General features: G+C 45.0%; 18 protein-coding genes and 1 pseudogene. All 19 read right to left on the bottom strand.

Annotation, left to right across the window (positions count from 1 at the left end):
- Positions 1-103 (bottom strand): annotated as a pseudogene (locus tag IBX48_RS06950) (flagellin FliC); the annotation flags it as partial.
- A 126-nt stretch (positions 104-229) separates the two neighbouring features.
- On the bottom strand, positions 230-1,048 hold the full coding sequence (locus tag IBX48_RS06945) for a flagellin (protein WP_296832262.1): 819 nt from the start codon (positions 1,046-1,048) through the stop codon (positions 230-232).
- A gap of 184 nt (positions 1,049-1,232) precedes the next feature.
- Positions 1,233-3,704, bottom strand: a complete 2,472-nt coding sequence (locus IBX48_RS06940) for a 6-hydroxymethylpterin diphosphokinase MptE-like protein (RefSeq protein WP_296832260.1) — start codon at positions 3,702-3,704, stop codon at positions 1,233-1,235.
- 77 nt (positions 3,705-3,781) lie between these two features.
- A complete protein-coding gene (locus IBX48_RS06935; protein WP_296832256.1) occupies positions 3,782-4,489 on the bottom strand; it encodes an acylneuraminate cytidylyltransferase family protein in 708 nt (235 codons plus the stop codon).
- 27 nt (positions 4,490-4,516) lie between these two features.
- Positions 4,517-5,572, bottom strand: coding sequence for a nucleotidyltransferase family protein (locus tag IBX48_RS06930; RefSeq protein ID WP_296832253.1), 1,056 nt, complete (start codon positions 5,570-5,572; stop codon positions 4,517-4,519).
- Entirely contained in the window at positions 5,569-6,780 is a 1,212-nt protein-coding gene (neuC, locus tag IBX48_RS06925; RefSeq protein ID WP_296832249.1) for a UDP-N-acetylglucosamine 2-epimerase, read from the bottom strand. The genes IBX48_RS06930 and neuC overlap by 4 nt, the downstream gene beginning before the upstream one ends.
- Positions 6,764-7,798, bottom strand: coding sequence for an N-acetylneuraminate synthase (neuB, locus tag IBX48_RS06920; protein ID WP_296832246.1), 1,035 nt, complete (start codon positions 7,796-7,798; stop codon positions 6,764-6,766). The genes neuC and neuB overlap by 17 nt, the downstream gene beginning before the upstream one ends.
- Positions 7,799-7,836: 38 nt before the next feature.
- On the bottom strand, positions 7,837-8,991 hold the full coding sequence (locus IBX48_RS06915; protein ID WP_296832244.1) for a DUF2920 family protein: 1,155 nt from the start codon (positions 8,989-8,991) through the stop codon (positions 7,837-7,839).
- A 12-nt stretch (positions 8,992-9,003) separates the two neighbouring features.
- Positions 9,004-9,654: an acetyltransferase gene (locus IBX48_RS06910; RefSeq protein ID WP_296832240.1), complete on the bottom strand. Its 651-nt coding sequence runs from the start codon at positions 9,652-9,654 to the stop codon at positions 9,004-9,006.
- Positions 9,647-10,801, bottom strand: a complete 1,155-nt coding sequence (locus IBX48_RS06905; protein WP_296832237.1) for a LegC family aminotransferase — start codon at positions 10,799-10,801, stop codon at positions 9,647-9,649. Before IBX48_RS06905 ends, IBX48_RS06910 begins: the two co-directional genes overlap by 8 nt.
- On the bottom strand, positions 10,794-11,792 hold the full coding sequence (locus IBX48_RS06900) for an NAD-dependent 4,6-dehydratase LegB (protein WP_296832234.1): 999 nt from the start codon (positions 11,790-11,792) through the stop codon (positions 10,794-10,796). The genes IBX48_RS06905 and IBX48_RS06900 overlap by 8 nt, the downstream gene beginning before the upstream one ends.
- A gap of 35 nt (positions 11,793-11,827) precedes the next feature.
- A complete protein-coding gene (locus IBX48_RS06895; RefSeq protein WP_296832231.1) occupies positions 11,828-13,183 on the bottom strand; it encodes a murein transglycosylase domain-containing protein in 1,356 nt (451 codons plus the stop codon).
- A gap of 58 nt (positions 13,184-13,241) precedes the next feature.
- On the bottom strand, positions 13,242-14,273 hold the full coding sequence (gene flgL, locus IBX48_RS06890) for a flagellar hook-associated protein FlgL (protein WP_296832228.1): 1,032 nt from the start codon (positions 14,271-14,273) through the stop codon (positions 13,242-13,244).
- Between the two features lie 4 nt (positions 14,274-14,277).
- Entirely contained in the window at positions 14,278-16,077 is a 1,800-nt protein-coding gene (gene flgK, locus IBX48_RS06885; protein WP_296832224.1) for a flagellar hook-associated protein FlgK, read from the bottom strand.
- A 99-nt stretch (positions 16,078-16,176) separates the two neighbouring features.
- Entirely contained in the window at positions 16,177-16,623 is a 447-nt protein-coding gene (locus IBX48_RS06880; RefSeq protein ID WP_296832221.1) for a rod-binding protein, read from the bottom strand.
- 10 nt (positions 16,624-16,633) lie between these two features.
- Positions 16,634-17,737: a flagellar basal body P-ring protein FlgI gene (locus IBX48_RS06875; RefSeq protein WP_296832218.1), complete on the bottom strand. Its 1,104-nt coding sequence runs from the start codon at positions 17,735-17,737 to the stop codon at positions 16,634-16,636.
- A gap of 285 nt (positions 17,738-18,022) precedes the next feature.
- On the bottom strand, positions 18,023-18,730 hold the full coding sequence (locus tag IBX48_RS06870; protein ID WP_296832215.1) for a flagellar basal body L-ring protein FlgH: 708 nt from the start codon (positions 18,728-18,730) through the stop codon (positions 18,023-18,025).
- Positions 18,731-18,745: 15 nt separating this feature from the next.
- Positions 18,746-19,537, bottom strand: coding sequence for a flagellar basal-body rod protein FlgG (gene flgG, locus IBX48_RS06865; RefSeq protein ID WP_296832211.1), 792 nt, complete (start codon positions 19,535-19,537; stop codon positions 18,746-18,748).
- Positions 19,538-19,548: 11 nt separating this feature from the next.
- Complete coding sequence (locus IBX48_RS06860; RefSeq protein WP_296832208.1) at positions 19,549-20,292, bottom strand: flagellar basal body rod protein FlgF; 744 nt, start codon at positions 20,290-20,292, stop codon at positions 19,549-19,551.
- Positions 20,293-20,772: the final 480 nt, after the last annotated feature.

Below are 20,772 nucleotides of genomic sequence, written 5' to 3'. Positions count from 1 at the left end.
CCGCCGCTTTGTTGATGCGCAAACCAGAAGTCAAACGTTCCATTGCGGTACCTTGCTCTTTTTGCGTGCCATCCAAAATACGACTTGCGTTGATGGCGCCCATATTTGTGTTAATTACCATTGCCATGATGCTTCTCCCTTGTGACAATTTTAATAACCAGGCCTGGTTGTTTTATTTGACCTGGCGACACTCTCTTTTTTTAAAAACGTTACTTCTATTGATTTAAACTTACTGTAATAACTGCAAAACATTTTGTGCCATTTGATTGGACTGCCCCAACATACTCATACCCGCCTGCTGCAGCACTTGATATCTCGCTAAATTAGCACTCTCTTTGGCGTAATCGGCATCTTGAATTTGCGAGCGCGCACTATTCATATTTTCATTTACGTTCTGTAGGTTTGATACGGTATAATCCAAACGGTTCTGAATCGCCCCCCACTTCGCTCGTTCTGTTTTAACTGAGGCAAGGTTAATATCAATAACACCAATAGCTTGAGATGCGTTAGCAACGGTTGAAACATTTTCACCCAATGCCGCCATGCTGGCGAAATCCACCATGGATAAAACAATCTTATTTTCCGCTCCCGTTTCCCAACCCACATGAAGCTGGATGGTAGACGCCGAATTGTTCATTAAAGGTATTTCGTTAAATCGCACAGTTTGCGCAACACGTTCAATTTCTCTTGCGAGCTGCTGATATTCCGCATTCATTTGACCGCGGTTTTCATTACTATAGGTTCCTGTCAAAGACTGGATTCCCAGCTCACGCATACGTTGCAACATGTTCACGACTTCTTCTGAGGCACCATCGACCGTTTGAATTAACGAAGAACCATCATTCGCGTTACGAATCGCTTGGTCTGTGCCTTTAATCTGCGTGGTCATCCCGATGGCTACCGCCATACCCGCTGCATCATCCGCGGCTCTGTTAATTCTCAAACCGGAGGTTAAACGCTCCATTGTGGTTGACTGATCCTTTGATGTACCATCTAGGATTCTTGCGGCGTTCATCGCCGCCATATTTGTATTAATAACCATTGCCATGACTATCTTCCTTCTTGTGTGTGTTAGATAATTTTTATCTTTATATTTTGTATTGAGGCTGTATCTTCAGCCTTCAATTTATTTAACGGCCTAACACCAATTACTTGAGGAAAATTTAGCTAAATGATTTATTTAGAGACAAAAAAAGCGCCGAAAGGCGCTTTTAAAAGGGAGGGCGTTAAATTTATAAGGATTTTAATAAATGCAAAGCGGTTTGATTACCTGGATCAATAGACAAGACTTTTTGCAAACTAGCTTTCGCTTCTTGGTTAGCTGACACGTTAATTTGACGCTGTGCTAGTTTAATATGAGCACTAATATTATCCTGTTTTTGAGACAAATACATCTTTAAAACCTCTATCGCCATCGACTCATTGCCCAACAAAGCTAATAGATCAGAATAAGGAACCATATAGTCGAGTGAAAACAAACACAGATTTTCAAGTAGCGCCATGGCCTCCTCGTATCTGTGAGCCTGCATAGCAAAATTTAAAAGGCGTTTTAATGCAAGCAACTTTAAATCCGGTACCTCAATCGCCTTAAAAAACTTAATAGCTTGCGGCTCATTTTGTTGCAACTCGGCAATCATTCCTTGAATTAAGTTACTTAAGTCTCGCTTTTGATCCTGATTATCTAGCTGTTCAGCATGTTGCAATAAGGACTCAAGCTGAGACTGACTGCCTTGATTAAATGCGGTGCTGGCTTTATCAGCCAAACCACCTAAATTTTGGGCCGCACGTTTTAAATTCTGAAATTGCTTAGTATCGGTTTTTTCAACTTCTTTCTGGAAGGCTTGATTTGCTTGTTGCAATAAAGCCAGCTCTTCGGATATTAAGTCCGTACCCTTATGCCAATTTGACCAGAGTTTAGCGCGGCCAAATTCACCCCACATTTGCCAGGCCTTAAACAATTCAGATAAAGAAACTTTACCCTCTAGTTCATCAATACGTAACTGGGCTCGTTCTTGTGACCTCAATATTAATGCGTCAAACTGTTGGGCAGACTGTTTGACCCCTTGAAAAAAACCATTTAACTGTGTCGTTACGACGTCTGAATCCAACGGCGAATCCTGTTCAACTGGCGTATAGGTGTCTGCAAAATTTTCACCTTGATAACTTAACAACAGATCACCGTCCGCCCCCACTAACCGGTTCACTTTTTTTCTTAACTTCTGAACCTTGTTCATGACTTTAAACTTCGGTTCTGACGCTTTTTGTTTATAAAGTTTCGGAATCCACTCAAGTGCTTCATCTGCGACGCGAGTGATCACTTTAAAAGCTTTTGACTGTTGTTGTAATTCATCTAGAGTTAATTTGGCGTAATCCAGTCTTTGCTGCGGACTTAACACCAACAGCTGCTTCAAGTCGGCCAATTTTTGTTTTGTGGCAGGATTCAGGAAATTTATAGAATCGGTACCTAAATACTCAACCCCCTCCACTTTCGCAGAATTTAAACCAGTTGAATATAATTTCACATTAGGATTTTCTTGTTGATAAAACTTTGCCTGATATTCCAAAGCTTCCCGTGCCTTTGCTAAGGTTGGCTCGGTTGACTCAAATTGCCCAGCATTCGTGACCAACCTAATATTGCTTTTATGGCTCAAATGGGAAGATGCTTTAGCTTCATCACTACTCGATTCATGACTTTTACCTTTGGCAAAACAAAAATCAACGCCAGACAAAATGACATTAGAGCAACCTAAATAGATCGAAACATGCACCGCCGTATTAATTACCGTGGGGCCAATGGGCTCAAAGTTGTCAGTGTAACGCGTATTCATCCACCCATATTTAAGCCCCATATAACAAGACAATCCAGCCCACTGACTAAGTAACTTAGGATTAACGTGATAACCATTAATTAAAACCGCTGTATCCTCAAAAGCAAAAATACCCTTTGAATTATCAAAACTCACATCATGAGGATCAACCGACACAAAAAAATCAGGAACAATACCCTCAGTAACCAAACGTCGTGCTACCCTAGCCGCAGCAAAAATTACTAGATTCTGCTGATTATCTTTGACCCAGGTTATCGCGTCATCCAAGGTAGGACCACCGCCAAGAACAACGGCCGTCGCACCTTCAAGTTTATTTTTCAAGCTCATAACTGGAAGAATGTTATCAGCCACATTATATAAACGAGCATCCTCAAATTGCGAGCTACGCTGACTGACTAAAACCTCTCGGTTAAATGCTGAAAAACGCGTCTCGACATCCTGCCATAATTGTTCGTAAGCACTCGACGGGGCCGCATCCATTACCGCTAAACTTCTAATCAAAGTGTACTTCTTACGGTAAACATAAGTTTCAAACTGATCATAAAATGTTGAAAAATTAAAACTCTGATCCACAAGATGAATATGCTTATCAGCTGTATCGACATTCAAACCCAAAGCCTGTATTACGCTCGACAGCTCAATAAACACGAACTTAACGTGGGACTTAATTGGCTGTTTTTTTATAAACTGATATAGCAACCCGCTGTCCGTACCGACAATAATAAATAATTGCTCTTTCTCATCAAGTAAGCTGGCAAAATAGTTTTTAAATACGGTTTCTGAGGATTGTTTTGCAAAAGTAAGATTATTAATTTCTTCATAATAAACTTCGCCAAACGCATTCTGTTTGGGCTGTGACAAGTGAAGGTCGTTCATAATTTCCTCGGGAAAATCTGTGGTTAAGTTTTAAGCTTATAGCACAAACCAGACCAGCGATTTAAGCTCGGCTTGATTTAAAGGCGTGACTGCAAAAACTCCGCATATTGGAAGTCTGTTAAGGTATCAATATCAACCGAATACTGAGGCTCCATTTTAAATGCATAAGTGCCATGTGGCACATAGAAGGTTTTATTTTTAAGCACAGCTTCCACCTGACCACAACTTATCGCACCATTTAAACGATAACATTTTGGCAAATCCTGGCTACGGGTTTTTAGATGCGCAAGATGATGCTGAATAAAATCATCTAACGCATTATCTTCGGGCAAAGTCATGCTCCACTCTACCGGGTGATCCAGCTCAGTTACCGATACAACCGCGCTTGCTTTTAAGTCTTGTAGCATTAAAAATGCTTGATTAATATGATGACTTTGCCTAAAGGGGGACGTGGGCTGTAAAAGCATCAAATATTCATAATATCGGCCAGATGCGGCGAGCGTTTTTAACGTGTAATCAATCACCTCAAAACTCGAAGATGTGTCTTGAGCTAAAGCATCAGGCCTCATAAATGGCACTTCTGCCCCATACTCTATTGCAATATTAGCGATTTCTTCAGAGTCAGTCGATACCACTACATCCATATCAAGCTGAGCGTCCAATGCCGACAAAACTGTCCAAGCAATCAAAGGCTTACCGCCCAGAGGCATAATATTTTTTTTGGGCAAGCGTTTACTACCCGATCTCGCAGGAATCAGAGCTAGGATTTTGTTGTTGTTTTGCATTACAGATTACTAACCTTGTATTGATATTTATCGTTTCTGAAAATGAACTTCATAATCGGCTTGAGCTTGATAGTAATCTGGCATTTGACCAATATCCATCCAATATTCGGTTAATGGAAAACCGCCTACTTTATTGTTTTCAGCCATCGCTTTTTCTATCAGCGATGTCATGTCAAAAAATTCATTGGATGGCATTAAGTCCAGAGCTTTTGGGCTAATAGCGTAAATACCCGCATTAACAAAATAACGGTAAATAGGTTTTTCCACTAGCTGGTTAATTTGGTGTCCATCCATTTCAATCACACCATAAGGCACCTGCTGTGAATACTCTCGCATACAGGCGCTTATGATGTCGTCATTGTCTTGATGAAATTTCAATAAGGCTTTCAAATCAATCTTGGTAAGTAAGTCACCATTCATCACAATAAATGGTTCGGTTAACTTATTAGGTAACAAAGATAACGCGCCTGCGGTTCCCATACGTTCGGTTTCTTCAACATAATGAATTTGCACACCAAACTGCTCACCATCACCAAAATAGTCCCGAATCTGCTGACCTAAATAATTAATGCAAAAATAAAATTCTTCAAACCCTTGTTCTGCAATATGGCGCACAATGGTTTCCAATATTGGCTGGTTACCTACTGGTAGCATTGGTTTGGGAATATTCTCAGTCAATGGGCGTAATCGAGTCCCCATGCCGCCTAACATTAAAACCACCGCATTAGGTAAAGCTGATTGGGTTTGCTTTTGATAAAACAAACCCAATATTTTTTTAGCCTGAGTTACAATCGGCAAATGACGTAATTGGTGTTTCGCGATGCGTTTTTGCCACACCAAAGCCGACTCATTTTCTAAACCTAGCATTGGCTGCTTATTCATGACGTTTTGAATTTCACTTTCAAGTCCAAAACCAGCCAACAGGCCACGGCGTATATCACCATCGGTCACGGTTCCCACCAATGTTTGGTCGGCGGTAATGACCAAAGCGATCTGCAACGCAGCGCGATCCATCACTTCTAACGTATGTTTAACTGAGCTTTCTGGCTCAACTCCAATCAAGGTCCAATCATGCAAATTCATAATCTATCCTTTGAAGATGTAATAGAAGGTTTATCGACCAGGTCGTAGAAAGCTTTTGTGTTTAAGTCCTTCAGTTCAACACTACTTAAAACCTCAAGCATTTTTTTAACACTGTCACCTTGGCCGTAAACACTGTTTTTTTGAGCCGCTAACTTTTGAAATTCCGGCGTCAGGGCTTGATGGATAGCTTGATAAATGGCCGTTTCAGATTCATCACAATCTAAAATAGAAACCGAACGCAGCCGACCTTGCTGACGACTACCTATGTTGACGCTTGGTGTTCCCATGGCAGGGGCCTCAATAATGCCGCTTGATGAATTACCAATGACCACATCGGCTATCGCCATCAAGCTAAGATAACGAACCGATCCAAGATTAGTAAATACCTGTACATTTAAACTCGTTGAGCCAGACCAACTTTCGATCAACATATAAAACGATTGACCGCCGGCATCGGCATTAGGTGCAGTCCAAATTATGTTCGCATTAGGAAAAGATTCTAAAGCTGAAAACAGTGCCTGAATCGCCTCGTCACCCAAAGACCTCCCCCAGGTAACTGGATGATAAGTAACCAAAAAAATGGGAGCATTTAATGAAATACCTAACTCTGCCTGTAATTGGTTTTTATCCCGTAATTTAAGTTTACGAATTAAATCCAGGCCTGGTGCTCCGACATTAAACACTCGTTTGGGCTGTTCCCCCATTTGAATGACTCTATCGCGATAAGCGTTGGCGGCCGTAAAGTGTAAACTCGCCATTTTTGTAATGGCATGGCGTATCGCTTCGTCAACCGCACCTTCGGTTACTTCACCACCATGAATATGGGCAATCGGAATATTTAACAATAAAGCGGCTTGAGCGGCAGCCAACATTTCATACCGATCCCCTAAAACTACTAGAATATCCGGTTTTAACTCTGACAAGGTATCCGCAAATCCCATCACACCGCGTCCTACAGACTTAGCAATCGCAACGGGATCATCCGACTCATCAAGCGTTTCAATACGCGCGTCAACTTTAAAACCATCTTCTATGATTTGATTCACTGTCATGCCATGTCGAACAGATAAATGCGCGGCACAAGCAATCACCTGCAACCTCATACCATCTTGATCTTGGATAGCTCGCATCAAACCTGACAACAAGCCATATTCGGCACGAGATCCAGTAGCTACCGCTATTTTTCGGGCATTATGTGAGTTCAACATCCACTCCTTCACCCTCTTTAAACCGACGTGGCGAAACCTGACCTATCAGTTGATCCCAATAGCTCGCCGACATACCTTTTTCGCTTCGTTTTAAGGTTAAGTTTTCAGCCGTAAATTTTTCACCTGCTTCGATTGAAGCTTTAGCGACAATCGACTTACGAGCGACGCTAACATTAATACTCTCAGAAGATGTCGGCTTTTTTTCACCGCTTCCCAAGGCTTGTTCAACATGGCGGATTGAACGAACCATCGCCATCAATTCTAACGGTTCAATGCTCGCTTGATGGTCTGGCCCTGGCAAACTTTTATCTAACGTAATATGCTTTTCAATGACACTCGCTCCCATCGCTACCGCAGCAATCGCAACTTCAATTCCTAGCGAATGATCAGATAGGCCGACCGGCACATTGAGTTCATCGGCCAAAGTTTTCATAGCACGTAAGTTCATATCTTCGTAAGGTGTCGGATAAGCCGTATTGGCATGTAACACGGTTAAATTCTCAAGTGCCAGACCGGCTTTCACTAAAGTGTCCACGGCTAATCGTACCTCTTCGAGATTGCCCATACCAGTAGACAAAATTGTCGGTTGGTTAAACGCGGCAATTTTGCGCAAATAGGGCGTCGATAAGAGTTCGCCAGACGGGATTTTCCAGCGTCTGATGCCTAGACGGTGCAAAAAACCGACACTGGATAAATCAAACGCCGTGGACATAAACTCGATGCCTTTTTGGCGACAATAATCCAATAACTCGAGATGATCAGCCTTTGACAACTCCAATCGTTTTAACATGGCGAACTGCGTTTCTTTTACGCCTGTATTTTGGGTTTGGTAACTGGCCTGTTCAGCATTTTCAGTCACCAGTTCTTCGGTCACAAAGGTTTGAAACTTAACGGCATCTACACCGGCTTTTACCGCCACATCAACCAGTTCTTTGGCCATATCGAGTGATCCATTATGGTTCACACCAGCTTCAGCAATAATAAAAACAGGTAAGTTCGTTGTACTTTTTTGCATCATCAATATTCCTGTTTAATTGCCTAGGCTAACTTATAAATTCAGCCAACTTTGTTTTTTACTGTCACTTGACCCGTCACCACATTGGCCGATAAATCAAACTGATAAATTAAATCTGATGTTTCAAACTGTGCTTGTTTAAGTTGGTCATTAAATTTAAAGTCCGGGTTAATCTCCTGCAAAAATCCATAGCCCACTTCAAAAAACTTACGCATCGACATGCCCATGCCATGGCCTAAGTTTTTAATGAAATGCCCATCAACATCCGACTCATCCACCACATTCATTAAGACATGTTTAAAGCCTAATTCAGCCATATTATTTGCCATTTCAATTTTTTCTTGAGTTGGCGCAATCGCATCACTCGCTGCATGATAAAACACATAAAACGTATCTTGACCACCTTGTTCAGCCATACTTTGCAGCTGAGGGCGAGAAAATCCTCGAATTTCTTGGCGACCACCAGCAAATGTATTAGGTAAACCCTGAGTTAATGTCCAAGGCGATCTAACATTTAAACTCAAAATCACCTTAGGATAAACTTGATAAGAAAATTCAGGAACCCCCATTTCCTGCCCCACAACATAAGCCAAGTTGGTTTGTGCCCATGATGAATTATCAAATACGGCTTTAATTAATCCTGGATATACCTTGGTGACTAAATTGGCCAGATAACCGCCATAAGAAGAACCCACTAATATCACATTATCCAAGTTTAGGTTAAAACGCTGAGCTGCATCTTTAATAGCATTAACGATATCCAAAGCGGCTAACAACCCAAAGTTCTGATATTCGTTTTTTGTCGGAACCAAATCACCGGTCAACTTAATCTGGTTATTTGAGTTCATCAGAAGCGCATTTAACGCTTCAATCGAGGCTTCACCTGTTCCACCCATTTGAATAAAAGCCTGTCCAACCTTGGCTTTTTCTGTATTGTGAACCTCAACTTTCGCACCCGCTGAAGGCCGTGAGCCAATACAGAAATAATTTAGCGTTAAAGCTGCCATCTGATATTGCTTAGACGTTTTTTCACAAAAAGCTTTGGCGTATTCACCTAAATCACCACCAAACCCCGGAATGTAGACAACTAAACCATCTTTGTAGTCGGCGTTATAAATAAAATAATCCGTTTGGCGGACACCATTCAGGCCAAATTCGAAATCGGCGCAAGTATCAAAAACCACATGTTGTTCCATATCTTCTTTTCCTTAATTGGCTTGGCGAGCTGAGTTGAGTAATTGACCATACCCAACATAAAAACCAGGCCTGGTGATGTCTTTTAAAATTAATGCGCCGGCGCCAATAATCACATTATCGGCAATTTTGACGCCTTGTTTAATGACGGTACCACTGCCCACTAAACAGCCGTTGCCAATCGTTACTTGACCGTTGATTTTCGCACCAGTGGAAATATGGCAATGATCGCCGATCACGGCATCATGCTCAATTAAAGCTTGGCTATTGATAATGCAGTTTTGACCAACGCGTGCCCCAATATTCACTAAAGCTTGATGCATCACAACTGTGCCCTCACCGATTTCGGCATGGGCGGATACGTAGGCCTTGGGCGAAATTACACGCGGAAATTTAGCGCCAGCTTGTTGTGCCAAATTAAACAATTTAATCCGTAAGTCGGCTTGTTTGACTTGGCCAACGCTGATTAAACAATATGAATTAGTTTGCACCAGGCCTGGTAAATCGGCATCGCATCCCAAAATCGGATAACTCAAAACTTCACCTGTTACGTCTTGCGCTTCAACAATACCGGCTATCGTAAAATTCGCTGTTTGTTCAATCACATCTATCAAGGCACGACCGTGACCGCCGCCGCCTATCAATAAAATCGGGGTATTAACCATGACAAACTACCCCACTTGGTAAGTTCACTACGCGCGCCGCGAGCCATTCTGTGTGTGGCAATTCGGTGCGCAAACAATCCGCGTAAATGGCGAGTTGATGCATCGGTGTCCATAAAGGCCGCATTTGAATGGCTTGGCTGTTACCGAATTCTAATAAAGCATCACGTTCGGTTTGATCCTGGCAAATTAAGGCGTTAAGCCAATAGTTAGCTTGTGTTTGAGGCATTTCAGTTTGCACCACCAGGCCTGGTTGTTGTTGATAAGCCTGCGCCAGTCGGCGTTTTTCGGCTAAAAACTCAGGCAATTTTTGCATTTGCGCCACGCCCAAGGCGGCATTTAAATTCGGCATTCGTAAGTTGTAAGCCGGTTCGTCATGTTCGAATAACCAAGCATGGGGGATTTTGGCGGTGGTGCTTAGGTGTTTGGCGTGGCGTGCGAGTTCATCATCGTCGGTGATTAGCATCCCACCCCCGCCGGTGGTGATGACTTTATTGCCGTTAAAACTAAACACGCCCAGTTTACCGAAACGCCCAGTATGCTTGCCTTGATAAAAACTGCCCAAACTTTCGGCTGCATCTTCTACCAGCGCGATATTGTATTGGTTACAAATGTCTAATATCTGCTCGATTCGAGCCGGAAAACCTAGCGTGTGCATCGGCATACAAGCCCGAATCACGCGCCCGGTTTGGCGATGCACACATTGGCCATTTTGTTGTTGCGTTTGCTCGCTTAAAAAGCGATTTAAAGATTCTGGGCACAGGCCTAAAGTTTCGCGTTCGACATCGATAAACACCGGATCCGCTTGATGCATTTTGATCGCGTTTGGCGTCGCCACAAATGTCAAAGACTGAGTTAACACCAACTCATTAGGTTGCAAGCCAATTACTTTTAACGCCAAATACAAACCCATTGTGCCATTCACTACCGCTACGGCATGTTTGGCGCCAGTGTAGTCGGCGATTTGTTGTTCAAACTCGGTAACGTATTGCCCCACGGAGGAGACAAAGGTCGAATCAATGCAATCTACCACCAAACGTTTTTCGACCTCATCAAAACACGGCGCATGTAATGGAACTAAGCCCTCCGGCGCGCCATAATGCTGGCGGATAAACGCAATCAGCGACAACCAGGCCTGGTGGTTAGACATTGTAAAGTCCCGTTTTATAGGCTTGCAGATTTTGTGGTTGGACAAACCAATCAATGGTTTTTTGCAAACCGGCTTCCAGTGAGGTGGTTGGGCGATAGCCGGTCAATTCAATTAATTTCGAATTATCGCCCCACAAACGGAAGACTTCGGAATCCTTCGGTCTTAAGCGTTGCGGGTCTTGGACAAATTCGACATTTGAATCCATTAAACGTTTGATCAACTCCAGCGTGTCTTGTACCGAAATTTCGTAGTTTGAGCTGATATTGACGCTTTCGCCAATCGTGTTATCACTCGCCATCAATGCCATCATGCCTTCACAGGTGTCGGCGACATAATTAAAGTCGCGAGTTGGACTGGTATCACCCAACTGAATTTGGCTTTGACCGACGGCAATTTGGCCAATAATGGTTGGAATCACCGCACGCGCGGATTGGCGTGGGCCGTAAGTGTTAAATGGTCGTGCAATCGTCACTGGCGTTTCAAACGCCAAATAGTAAGACATCGCCATCGCATCCGCGCCAATTTTACTCGCGCTATAAGGCGATTGTGGCTGCATTGGGTGGCTTTCATTGATCGGCACCGTTTGGGCGGTGCCGTAGGTTTCTGAAGTTGAGGTATGCATAAATCGGCGCACATTTTGATCACGTGCGGCCTGCACCATGTTTAAGGTGCCGGAGACATTGGTATCCACATAGGAACCTGGCGCAATATACGAATAAGGAATCGCGATTAACGCGGCTAAATGAAACACCGTATCCATGCCTTTGCAAATGGTCTGGCACAAAAATGGATCGCGAATATCGCCACTGATAATATCCATATCCGATGCCAACCGACTTTGATCCAACCAACCCCAACTATTAAACGAATTGTATTGCACCAACGCTCGAACTTGCGCGCCAGCGCACACCAAGGTTTCCGCCAAATGCGACCCGATAAACCCGTCAGCACCAGTTACTAATACTTGTTTTCCTTGCCAATAACTCGGCATAACTTGCTCTCCTTAGCACCAGGGCTGGTGGTCTGTTAGCGACTTGCGATTAAATTCGCATCCTCACCCAATATAGCTTGATAACGTGCTTTGGCCTGCAACACCTTATCTAAATAACGCCGGGTTTCATCCGACGCATGATCATATCGCAGTTTGCGATACACCTGACGTGGGTTCAGTTTATTAATCTGTTCGACCGCTTGTTCTGGCGTGTCACCAAACAGCCGCCAAACGGTTGACATGCCGCCGTTATAAGACGAAATCGCCACCATTTCGCGCGATTCTGGATGTTGAATATCGGCAAAATAGTCGTATTTGAGTAGGCTTAAATACGCCGTGCCGATGCGGATATTATTTTCGGCATCAAATAAATCAGCATCGCTGGGTGCATCTAAGCGGAAATCAACATATTGATACACATCCCGCCCGGCCGCATTCGGTTTAATCTGCATTAAACCTTTCGCTTGTGATCGGCTCACCGCCTGCGGATTAAAGTGACTTTCGGTTTCCATCACCGCAAACACCAAGGCCGGATCAATATTAAAGTCTTGCGCAAACCCCAACACCCAAGGCTCATATTGACGCGCCGGCTCGGCTAAATTAGAGGTTTGCAGCGGAATACGCAAACTCACAAACTCGCCTTCCTGGTCTTTTGTTTTTGTTTGATTATTCGCCATCAAGTAGTCGGCATACTCAAACGCGGCGCGGGGATAACGAATGGGTTGTTGTTTGGCATCCACCACCCGACGATAAAACGCCGGTCTTTGGCGATATTCAAGCGGCTGCAAACTTAATAAATCCTGTTCCGCGTAAGGGTCGGGACTGAGCAAAACTCGACTCACGGCGCGTTTAATATTCTGTGGGGTCGCGAGTTGTTTGGGAAATTCGATCACAATTTCATTATCATACACCACCACAATCGGTTGCAGTGGAAACGCGCTAGATGCGTGATTTTGTTTGACCACGGAAGCCAAAGCCGACTCAACCACCAGGCCTGGTGGTTTGAGTTTGGATGCGTGTTTGGATTCAGGCTTTGTTTCAGGCTTTGTTTCAAAATTGGGTTCTGGTTTGAGCGACGCACCAGGCCTGGTGGTTGGCGCTTGAGCAACACTCGCGGGTTGAGCCGTTTGCAAAGCTAACCCTGGCCGAACACTTAATGACACAACATCTGGATTAGGCTCTGATACGGCCGAAGTGGATACTGGCAAAGGACGGTTAGACACCACTCGCATTTCCGGCAAAGAGCGAACCTGAGGCACCTGAGCCGAACTGCTAGCGGCATAACTTTGTGCGATCGCCCAATACTGGAATTGCTGAAACGCCGCGCCACCTGCAATTAACAGCAACCCGGCCGGAATCAACAATGCGATGATTAAATGTTCAAATTTCATTTACAAAAATGCCTCCACTAGGGAGGCATTAGCAAGTTGGATACCAACTTTAGATTGGTTAACGCATATAGTTAAATAAAGACATTTCCTGAACTTTACCAAACACCTGTTGCGCCATTTGCAACGCATTTTGGGTAACCGTAAATTTAGAAATCCCTTTTACAATATCAAGCTCTTCAATATTGGATTTTCGCTCCATCAAGGGCATTTTAAAAGCTTCACCAGCGGTATACTGGGTTTCAATACGTATTTGACGCCCACCAATCCCTGCCACTACTTCCGACATATTGGTGATGGAGTTTTTTAGATCATCCAACACATCATCACCCGGTTTATCCCCTGCCATCATGCGGTCGTACATAACGCGCATGGCATTGTAAATATTAGGGTCAATTTCCCCCGCCGCTGGTGGATTCGTTTGCGGGCCTAAAGAGGTCGCGGGATTGGGCGCAAAGCCAAATACTTTTGAGCCGGTATCGGTAATGCGCACACGTGACATATTGAATTCATCATTAGGTTCTAACTTGTCCGTGTGGTCAAACCCAATTTGTACAAAACGGCCACCAAAGGTTGCGTTTTCCTTATAGTCAGCCGCCGGTGTATTTGGGTTGCCAATATAAATCAAATACCCAGGATTAGCAGGATCGTCCACAAAGGGTGTATCTTTGACATTGTTACCGGCAAACATATACTCACCTTCCGAGTTTTTCATGTTCATCGTGCCTTTAACATGCAACATCATCTGTTCAACCTCAGCCGCCGCGACTCGACGCTGAGCAGGGCTGTAGGTATCGTTCGACATTTGAATACCCAGCTCACGAATACGCTGCATAATTTCAATCGTATCTGTTACAGCGGTTTCCTCTAAAACCAATTGTGACTTGGCATACTCACCATTTTTAGCATATTGATCAAGCGTATTAATCGCACGATTAAGTGTATGAATTTGGCTCATCGCAACCGGATCGTCACTCGGACGGTTAACCCGGTTCCCCGTACTCAGCTGTTCTTGAACCGCCAACAACTTATTAGAGTGCGACTGGATGGCATTAAATCCCATGTTATAAACTTGATTTGTAGTAACACGCATTACGTTATCCTCTTATCGCCCCTAACAGGGTCTGGAATATGGTTTGGGACGTCTGCATCACCTGCGCAGCCGCTTGGTAGGCTTGTTGAAAACGCATTAAATTAGCGGCTTCTTCATCCAAGCTGACCCCCGATAAACTCTCACGGCGATCCATTATGTAATTATAGGTATTTTGCTGAGCCGTCAACTGAATTTCTTGTCCACGTACATACATACCCACACTACTGGCCATTCGTGAATAGCCTCCTAATAGTGTTTCGGCCGGTTGGCCGGAATTATTAGCGTACATGATCTTTTTTGATTGCAAACTGGCCATATTAGCGATATTGACGTTATCGCCTTCGGCGGCCGCTCTAACCAGTTCATCATCCAAGTTACCCGAACCAGTCGAATCAATCGGTGATTGACCGCGTGTGGCCAACTCCTGCCCATCGCGAATTTCGACCCCAAAGCCTTTCAAAATATCTTGATGTGGTTTAACAATAAATCGATCACCCGCCTGATTCAGCACGTTGGCTTCTTCAAAACGTAAACCATCAAATTGAACACTATCACCCGCGGCAAAAGTGGCCGTTTGTTTATTACTTAAGTTGGTCACGGTCCAATTGGTGCCATCAAAACGCATTTCATAACCATCCGGTGACAGCTTAGAAATCGCGGTATAGGCGTCCTCTAAATCTTGCTTTTTATCACCATAAGTCAAAGGCTGCGGTGGATAAGGCGGGATCGCGGTGGCATCTATCGGGTTAAACGTGACCTTAACCTCACCGCCCAATGTTGAGTTATCTTTGTGTGCCAAACCACTAGACTCTAAAGGCGTAAACAAACTGCCCCCAGCATCGCCATTCTCATCAAAGCCTTGATAATGCTGCCAGTTGTTAGCGGCGACAAACGCATTTAACGTAACACCTAACTCACTCTGCGCACGATCCAACATGTTTTTACGGAAATCCAATACCCCACCAAGTTGACCACCGCCTAACATCAAATCAGTGACTTGTTTACGCTGGCCGCCAATTTGGGCATAAATTTCAATCCGGTTTTCATCCGGATAAGCGCTTTGATCCGCTTGCAAACGCGTCACGGTGTTATCACTCAACAAAGGTACTTTACCGTTAATCGTATGAATATCGATTGTCCCATCCGGCTGTTTGTAGGTTTTCACCTCGACTAAGCTCGATAACTCTAGAATCGCCTGCTCGCGCTGATCTAGCAAATCATTGGGCGGCTGAGTACCTTGTGATCTTGCATAAGCCACCATGGTGTTTATTTTTTGAATCTCTTCTAGGTTGCGGTTAATACTCATGGTCAAATCTTTAATTTGATCATTCACTTGATACTGGGTATCGTCCAACACCACGCTGATGTTGTTAATATGGCCGGTTAGGTTATTCGCTTCATCCAACATTAACTGGCGATTGACACGCGAGGTCGGGTTATCTGCTAGGTTTTGCATCGAATCAAAATAACGTTGGATAAACGCCTGCACACCTTCGTCGTTACCAGCAATAATGCCTTCCACTTGCTTTGAATAACTCAGCGATTCTTCATAACCTTTAACCGAGGCATTGGTGCTCACCAATTGTTTTTGAATATAATCCGCATACATGCGTTCAACCACATCCACACGTGAACCGCCGCCATTAAAAGAGGTGCCTACAATACTCGGCGAGTTGGCATAAATTTCAGCACGCTGTCGGCTGTAGCCTTCGGTATTCACGTTGGCTACGTTATGACTACTCACATCCAACGCTTTTCTAAAGGTCATGGCGGCGGAGCTGGCAATACTTAACATGTCTGACATAACGATTCTCGCTTATGGGTAACCCATTTAATGGTGTTGCAATTTTTTGAATAGCCGATTTTCACTTGCTCGCTTGAATTTAACCAAACTTTAACCAAACTATTCTAAATTTCTTAAGGCCAAGGCATCCTGCGTTGAGCTGGCGGCTTTAGTCGGTAGTGAATCAAAGCGTTTTTGTTGTTGTTCCAGCCATTTTTGCTGTTGCTCATCATCTAGTTTTGGCAAACTGGCCGACAACTGCTCTACTATTTGATCGGCAAATCCTAGAGAACCTTTAGCCGACATATCTTGCGCAAGCTGTTTATCGTACATATCTAGGTACGAATCGGCCTGCGAACCGTCTAGCCAGCCATCATCTAATTTCACACTTCGTGAGTTTTTTAGGATCTGCTCTAAAAACATCGCTTCAAACTGCTGGGCAATAGGCCTAAGTACCGACTGCTGATCTTCACGCGCTTGGCGTTTTAAATCGTTTAACGCACCCACGTTGGTATAGATCGTATGATCTTGTGGGCGGGCAGAGGTTAAATCGCTAATACTCGACATACTTGCCTCCTTAAATAATCATTAATTCGGCTTTAAGCGCGCCGGCTTGCTTGAGCGCCTCAAGAATCGCCACCAAGTCACTTGGCGCTGCGCCCACTTTATTCACCGCCTCGACTAACGAATCCAGTGTAATGCCCGAATCAAACTTAAACATGCGGCGATCACCCAGCTCTTCAATATCAATATCGACATTCTGCTGCGCCATGGCTTGGCCACCGGCAAACGCGCCCGGCTGTACAATCTCTTCACGCTCCTCAATCCGCACCACCAAACCACCGTGTGTTACCGCTGCTGGGCTGACACGCACAGTCTGGCCGATTACGACCGTACCAGTACGCGAATTCACAATAATTCGAGCCGCGCTTTCGCCTTCCTGAAGTTCAATGTTTTCCAACACCGACAAAAAAGACACTCGTTGATCCGGAATACGCGGCGCCATCACCTCAACCGATTCGGCATCCAACGCACGCGCGGTGCCCTCACCCAACAAGTCGTTAATGGTTTTGGCCATATTACTGGCGGTGGTAAAGTCGGCACGGTGTAGGTTAAACGTCACGGTCGTACCCAGATCAAAACCGGTGTTGACCTCACGCTCAACATTCGCGCCATTTGGAATCCGACCCACGCTCGGCACATTTACCGTAATACGCGACCCATCTCGACCACTGGCGTCCAAACCACCTACCACCAAGCTACCTTGTGCAATCGCGTACACCTGATTATCGACGCCTTTTAACGGTGTCATTAATAACGTGCCACCTTGCAAGCTTTTGGCATTACCCAATGAAGACACCGTCACGTCAATTTTTTGACCAGGCTTGGCAAATGCAGGCAAATCCGCATGAATCGCGACCGCCGCGATATTTTTAGAATTGGTTTTTACCCCTGGCGGCACGTTAATACCAAATTTGTTTAACATACTGATTAAGCTTTGCTCGGCAAACGGGGTTTTATCACCCGAACCACTCAGGCCGACCACCAAGCCATAACCCACTAACTGGTTGTCACGCACACCGGCAACATTTGCCAAATCTTTGATGCGCGAACTGGCGAAGCTAATACTGCTCCAAGCCATTAACGCCACCAATATTACTAAAGTATTTCTGGTTATCATGTTCATTCCCCTTAAAGGATCGACTGCGTCTCTTTAAGCCGTCTTAATGCGGCGGACTTTTTATTATGGTTTGTTAGAAAGCCGTTAGCAGGATTAATGCCAGTTCAGAACCTTTAAACGGGGGCAACGAAAATCAGATATAAAAAAGGGTGCGATTGCACCCAAGACCAGAAAAACTTAACCACCAGGCCTGGTGGTTAACAAACTAACAAATAAAAAACCGACTTGTAAAAAGGAGAGTAGAAAAACAAGCCGGGTCAAGTTTTAATCCACGTTAAGCTAGGCTTAAAGTGGCCAAAACTTTGACAAAAACCGAGTAACTGCACCAGGCCTGGCGGTGTTACCCGCGATGCCAGTGTCTTTGTAAATCATGCGCACATCCGCCACACGGGTGGATTCAATGGTATTGTCAGGCGTAATATCTTGCGGACGAACGATACCGGCAAAACGAATCACTTCTTCACCATCATGCACGGTAATCCATTTTTCACCACGCACCACTAAGTTGCCGTTCGGAATCACTTCCACCACCGTCACCGCCACCGAACCCGATACCGACGAGTCTTGTTTTACGTCACTTGAGCCATCAAAACGGTTGTTTGAGCCATAGCCAATACCGCCGGTGCCCAAGCCTGCATAAATCTGTTCCGGTGTTCGACCAAACACGTTTAAAGGGGTCGTAACACCAAAATCCGCTTGGGTGGTTTTGTCATAACTGGCTTCGTCTTTTTTATTCGCGTTAAACTGTTCCGCCAAGCTCACCGTAATAATATCGCCCACCCGATGCGCACGGGCATCATCAAATAAGGTCACCGCATTCGCGGCTTGATACAGCGAACCGTTTCTAGGCGGCGGTTGTTGCCCCATATTGGTTGGGTAACTTGGCTCATAAGTAAAGTCCTCCATACGCTCCGGCACCGATGAACAGGCTTGCAATAATCCCACCACCATCAATAACAAGCCGAAACGCGAGTAAGTTTTAAGCTGTTTCATGTTTCCCCCTCAACGTTAAACGTTGTTATTTAAGTACTGCATCATGCCATCCGCCGCCGAGATCGCTTTCGAGTTCATCTCATAGGTTCGCTGGGCTTCGATCATGCCAATCAATTCTTCTACCGTATTCACGTTTGACGCTTCTAATGCGCCCTGAATTAACGCACCGGCATCCTCATTGTTTGGGTTGTTCACCACCGGCGCACCACTCGCAATGGTTTCATAAAACATGTTCTGGCCAACCGCTTCTAGGCCCGACGGATTAATAAAGGTCGCAATTTCTAACTGACCCAAATCCAACGGTTGTGGATTGCCCGGTTCTTTAGCAAACACGGTGCCGTCACGCGCAATCATAATTTCTGTGGCGGCTATCGGAATCTGAATATTCGGCTCCAATAAATAACCCGACGAGGTCACCATGTCGCCGTTCTGATTCACTTCAAACGAACCATCACGGGTATACATAATATTGCCGTCCGGGTCTAAAACCTGGAAAAAACCCTTACCATCAATCGCCAAATCCAGCTGGTTATCGGTAATCATTAAGTTACCCTGCGTGTGAATTTTCTGCACGCCCACCGCCTTAACACCCACACCCAACTGCAAACCCGAAGGCAACGTATTTACTTCATCCTGGGTGGCTTGCGCGCCCGGGGTTCGCACGTTTTGATACAACAAATCATCAAACTCAGCACGCCCGGCTTTATAGCCATAGGTATTGGCGTTCGCCAAGTTGTTTGAAATGGCGGCGAGACGAAACTGCTGGGCTTCTAGGCCGGTTTTTGCAACATATAATGCTCTATTCATTTCTCACCCCATTATCGAATTGATAAAATCTTGTCTGATGCCGCACCGTGATCTTTGGCGGTTTTCATCATCTTGACTTGCATTTCATATTTACGCTGCAGCTCAATCATCGTCACCAGCGCCATCGCCGTATTCACATTGCTGGCTTCCAACGCCCCGTTAAGCACCGCGGCGGGTGCTTGTCCCAGCTCATCGTTACCCGGTTTCTGACGAATAAAGCCATCTAAGCCTTTTTCAAGCTGCTGGATATCTGGCTGAACTAAACGTAATTGATCAATCACCACCAACTCATTCGCCACTGCGCCCGCCGGAATGACCGAAATGGTGCCATCACGGCCAATCTCAATCGATTCGACCGGCGGCAACACAATCGGTGCGCCAGCTTCGTTTAGCATCGGATTGCCGTGCACATCCACTAACGCGCCGCCATCCGTAATTTGCATGCTGGCCGAACGCACATAGGCTTCGTCACCAGCTGGCGTTAAAATCGCCATAAAGCCATCTTCTCGGGTCGCGACATCCATACTTCGGCCAGTGACCTTAATCGGCCCGGCGGTAAAGTCGGTAGCTGGTCGCTCATCCATCGAAAAGGTACGCGAGTGCCAACCCGGGCCTTCCATATGCTGGGCGCGGAACTGGTTAAAGTCCTGCTTAAACCCATCCGTGGTGGCATTTGCCAAGTTATTGGCATTGTTCGCCTGCGACAACATGGCCTCTTTTGCGCCACTCATCGAGACATATAACATTCGATCCATCGTATTACTCCGAATCTGCTTCTGTTTTCTGGTCAGAAAATGGCCGAGACAAACCCAGCCGACAGTTTATTAATTAACTTCTTATTTATTGCTGCGTCTTTGTTTATTTATACGACGCGATTTCCTTGTGTGTTAGCGATCTCGTTCGGATGGCTTTAACAAAAAAAGTTAAAGCAATCTATATGCCAAACAACCAGAAGCGTTTTATTTTAGGAGGGCGAAACAAAGAAAGGGAGTTAGAAAAGAAAACAATAACGCTGGCTAGATAACTCGTTCCCACTGTCCTCAGTGGGAACGCATAACGGTATTACAGTAGCGGCAAGCCTGCATTCCCACGCAGGAGCGTAGGAACGAGCCACTCTGGCTAGTTAACTCGTTCCCACTGTCCTCAGTGGGAACGCATAACGGCATTACAGTAGCGGCAGGCCTGCATTCCCACGCAGGAGCGTAGGAACGAGCAACTCTGGCTAGTTAACTCGT

Source organism: Thiomicrospira sp., assembly GCF_014859555.1.
Classification (GTDB): domain Bacteria; phylum Pseudomonadota; class Gammaproteobacteria; order Thiomicrospirales; family Thiomicrospiraceae; genus Thiomicrospira.
Note: the sequence above shows the minus strand (reverse complement) of the source record. Positions and strands in the feature narration are given on the sequence as shown.

Coding starts and splice junctions, on each gene's coding strand:
- IBX48_RS06945 (WP_296832262.1), bottom strand. CDS start 1,048: ATGGCAATGGTTATTAATACAAATATGGCGGCGATGAACGCCGCAAGA.
- IBX48_RS06940 (WP_296832260.1), bottom strand. CDS start 3,704: ATGAACGACCTTCACTTGTCACAGCCCAAACAGAATGCGTTTGGCGAA.
- IBX48_RS06935 (WP_296832256.1), bottom strand. CDS start 4,489: ATGCAAAACAACAACAAAATCCTAGCTCTGATTCCTGCGAGATCGGGT.
- IBX48_RS06930 (WP_296832253.1), bottom strand. CDS start 5,572: ATGAATTTGCATGATTGGACCTTGATTGGAGTTGAGCCAGAAAGCTCA.
- neuC (WP_296832249.1), bottom strand. CDS start 6,780: ATGTTGAACTCACATAATGCCCGAAAAATAGCGGTAGCTACTGGATCT.
- neuB (WP_296832246.1), bottom strand. CDS start 7,798: ATGATGCAAAAAAGTACAACGAACTTACCTGTTTTTATTATTGCTGAA.
- IBX48_RS06915 (WP_296832244.1), bottom strand. CDS start 8,991: ATGGAACAACATGTGGTTTTTGATACTTGCGCCGATTTCGAATTTGGC.
- IBX48_RS06910 (WP_296832240.1), bottom strand. CDS start 9,654: ATGGTTAATACCCCGATTTTATTGATAGGCGGCGGCGGTCACGGTCGT.
- IBX48_RS06905 (WP_296832237.1), bottom strand. CDS start 10,801: ATGTCTAACCACCAGGCCTGGTTGTCGCTGATTGCGTTTATCCGCCAG.
- IBX48_RS06900 (WP_296832234.1), bottom strand. CDS start 11,792: ATGCCGAGTTATTGGCAAGGAAAACAAGTATTAGTAACTGGTGCTGAC.
- IBX48_RS06895 (WP_296832231.1), bottom strand. CDS start 13,183: ATGAAATTTGAACATTTAATCATCGCATTGTTGATTCCGGCCGGGTTG.
- flgL (WP_296832228.1), bottom strand. CDS start 14,273: ATGCGTGTTACTACAAATCAAGTTTATAACATGGGATTTAATGCCATC.
- flgK (WP_296832224.1), bottom strand. CDS start 16,077: ATGTCAGACATGTTAAGTATTGCCAGCTCCGCCGCCATGACCTTTAGA.
- IBX48_RS06880 (WP_296832221.1), bottom strand. CDS start 16,623: ATGTCGAGTATTAGCGATTTAACCTCTGCCCGCCCACAAGATCATACG.
- IBX48_RS06875 (WP_296832218.1), bottom strand. CDS start 17,737: ATGATAACCAGAAATACTTTAGTAATATTGGTGGCGTTAATGGCTTGG.
- IBX48_RS06870 (WP_296832215.1), bottom strand. CDS start 18,730: ATGAAACAGCTTAAAACTTACTCGCGTTTCGGCTTGTTATTGATGGTG.
- flgG (WP_296832211.1), bottom strand. CDS start 19,537: ATGAATAGAGCATTATATGTTGCAAAAACCGGCCTAGAAGCCCAGCAG.
- IBX48_RS06860 (WP_296832208.1), bottom strand. CDS start 20,292: ATGGATCGAATGTTATATGTCTCGATGAGTGGCGCAAAAGAGGCCATG.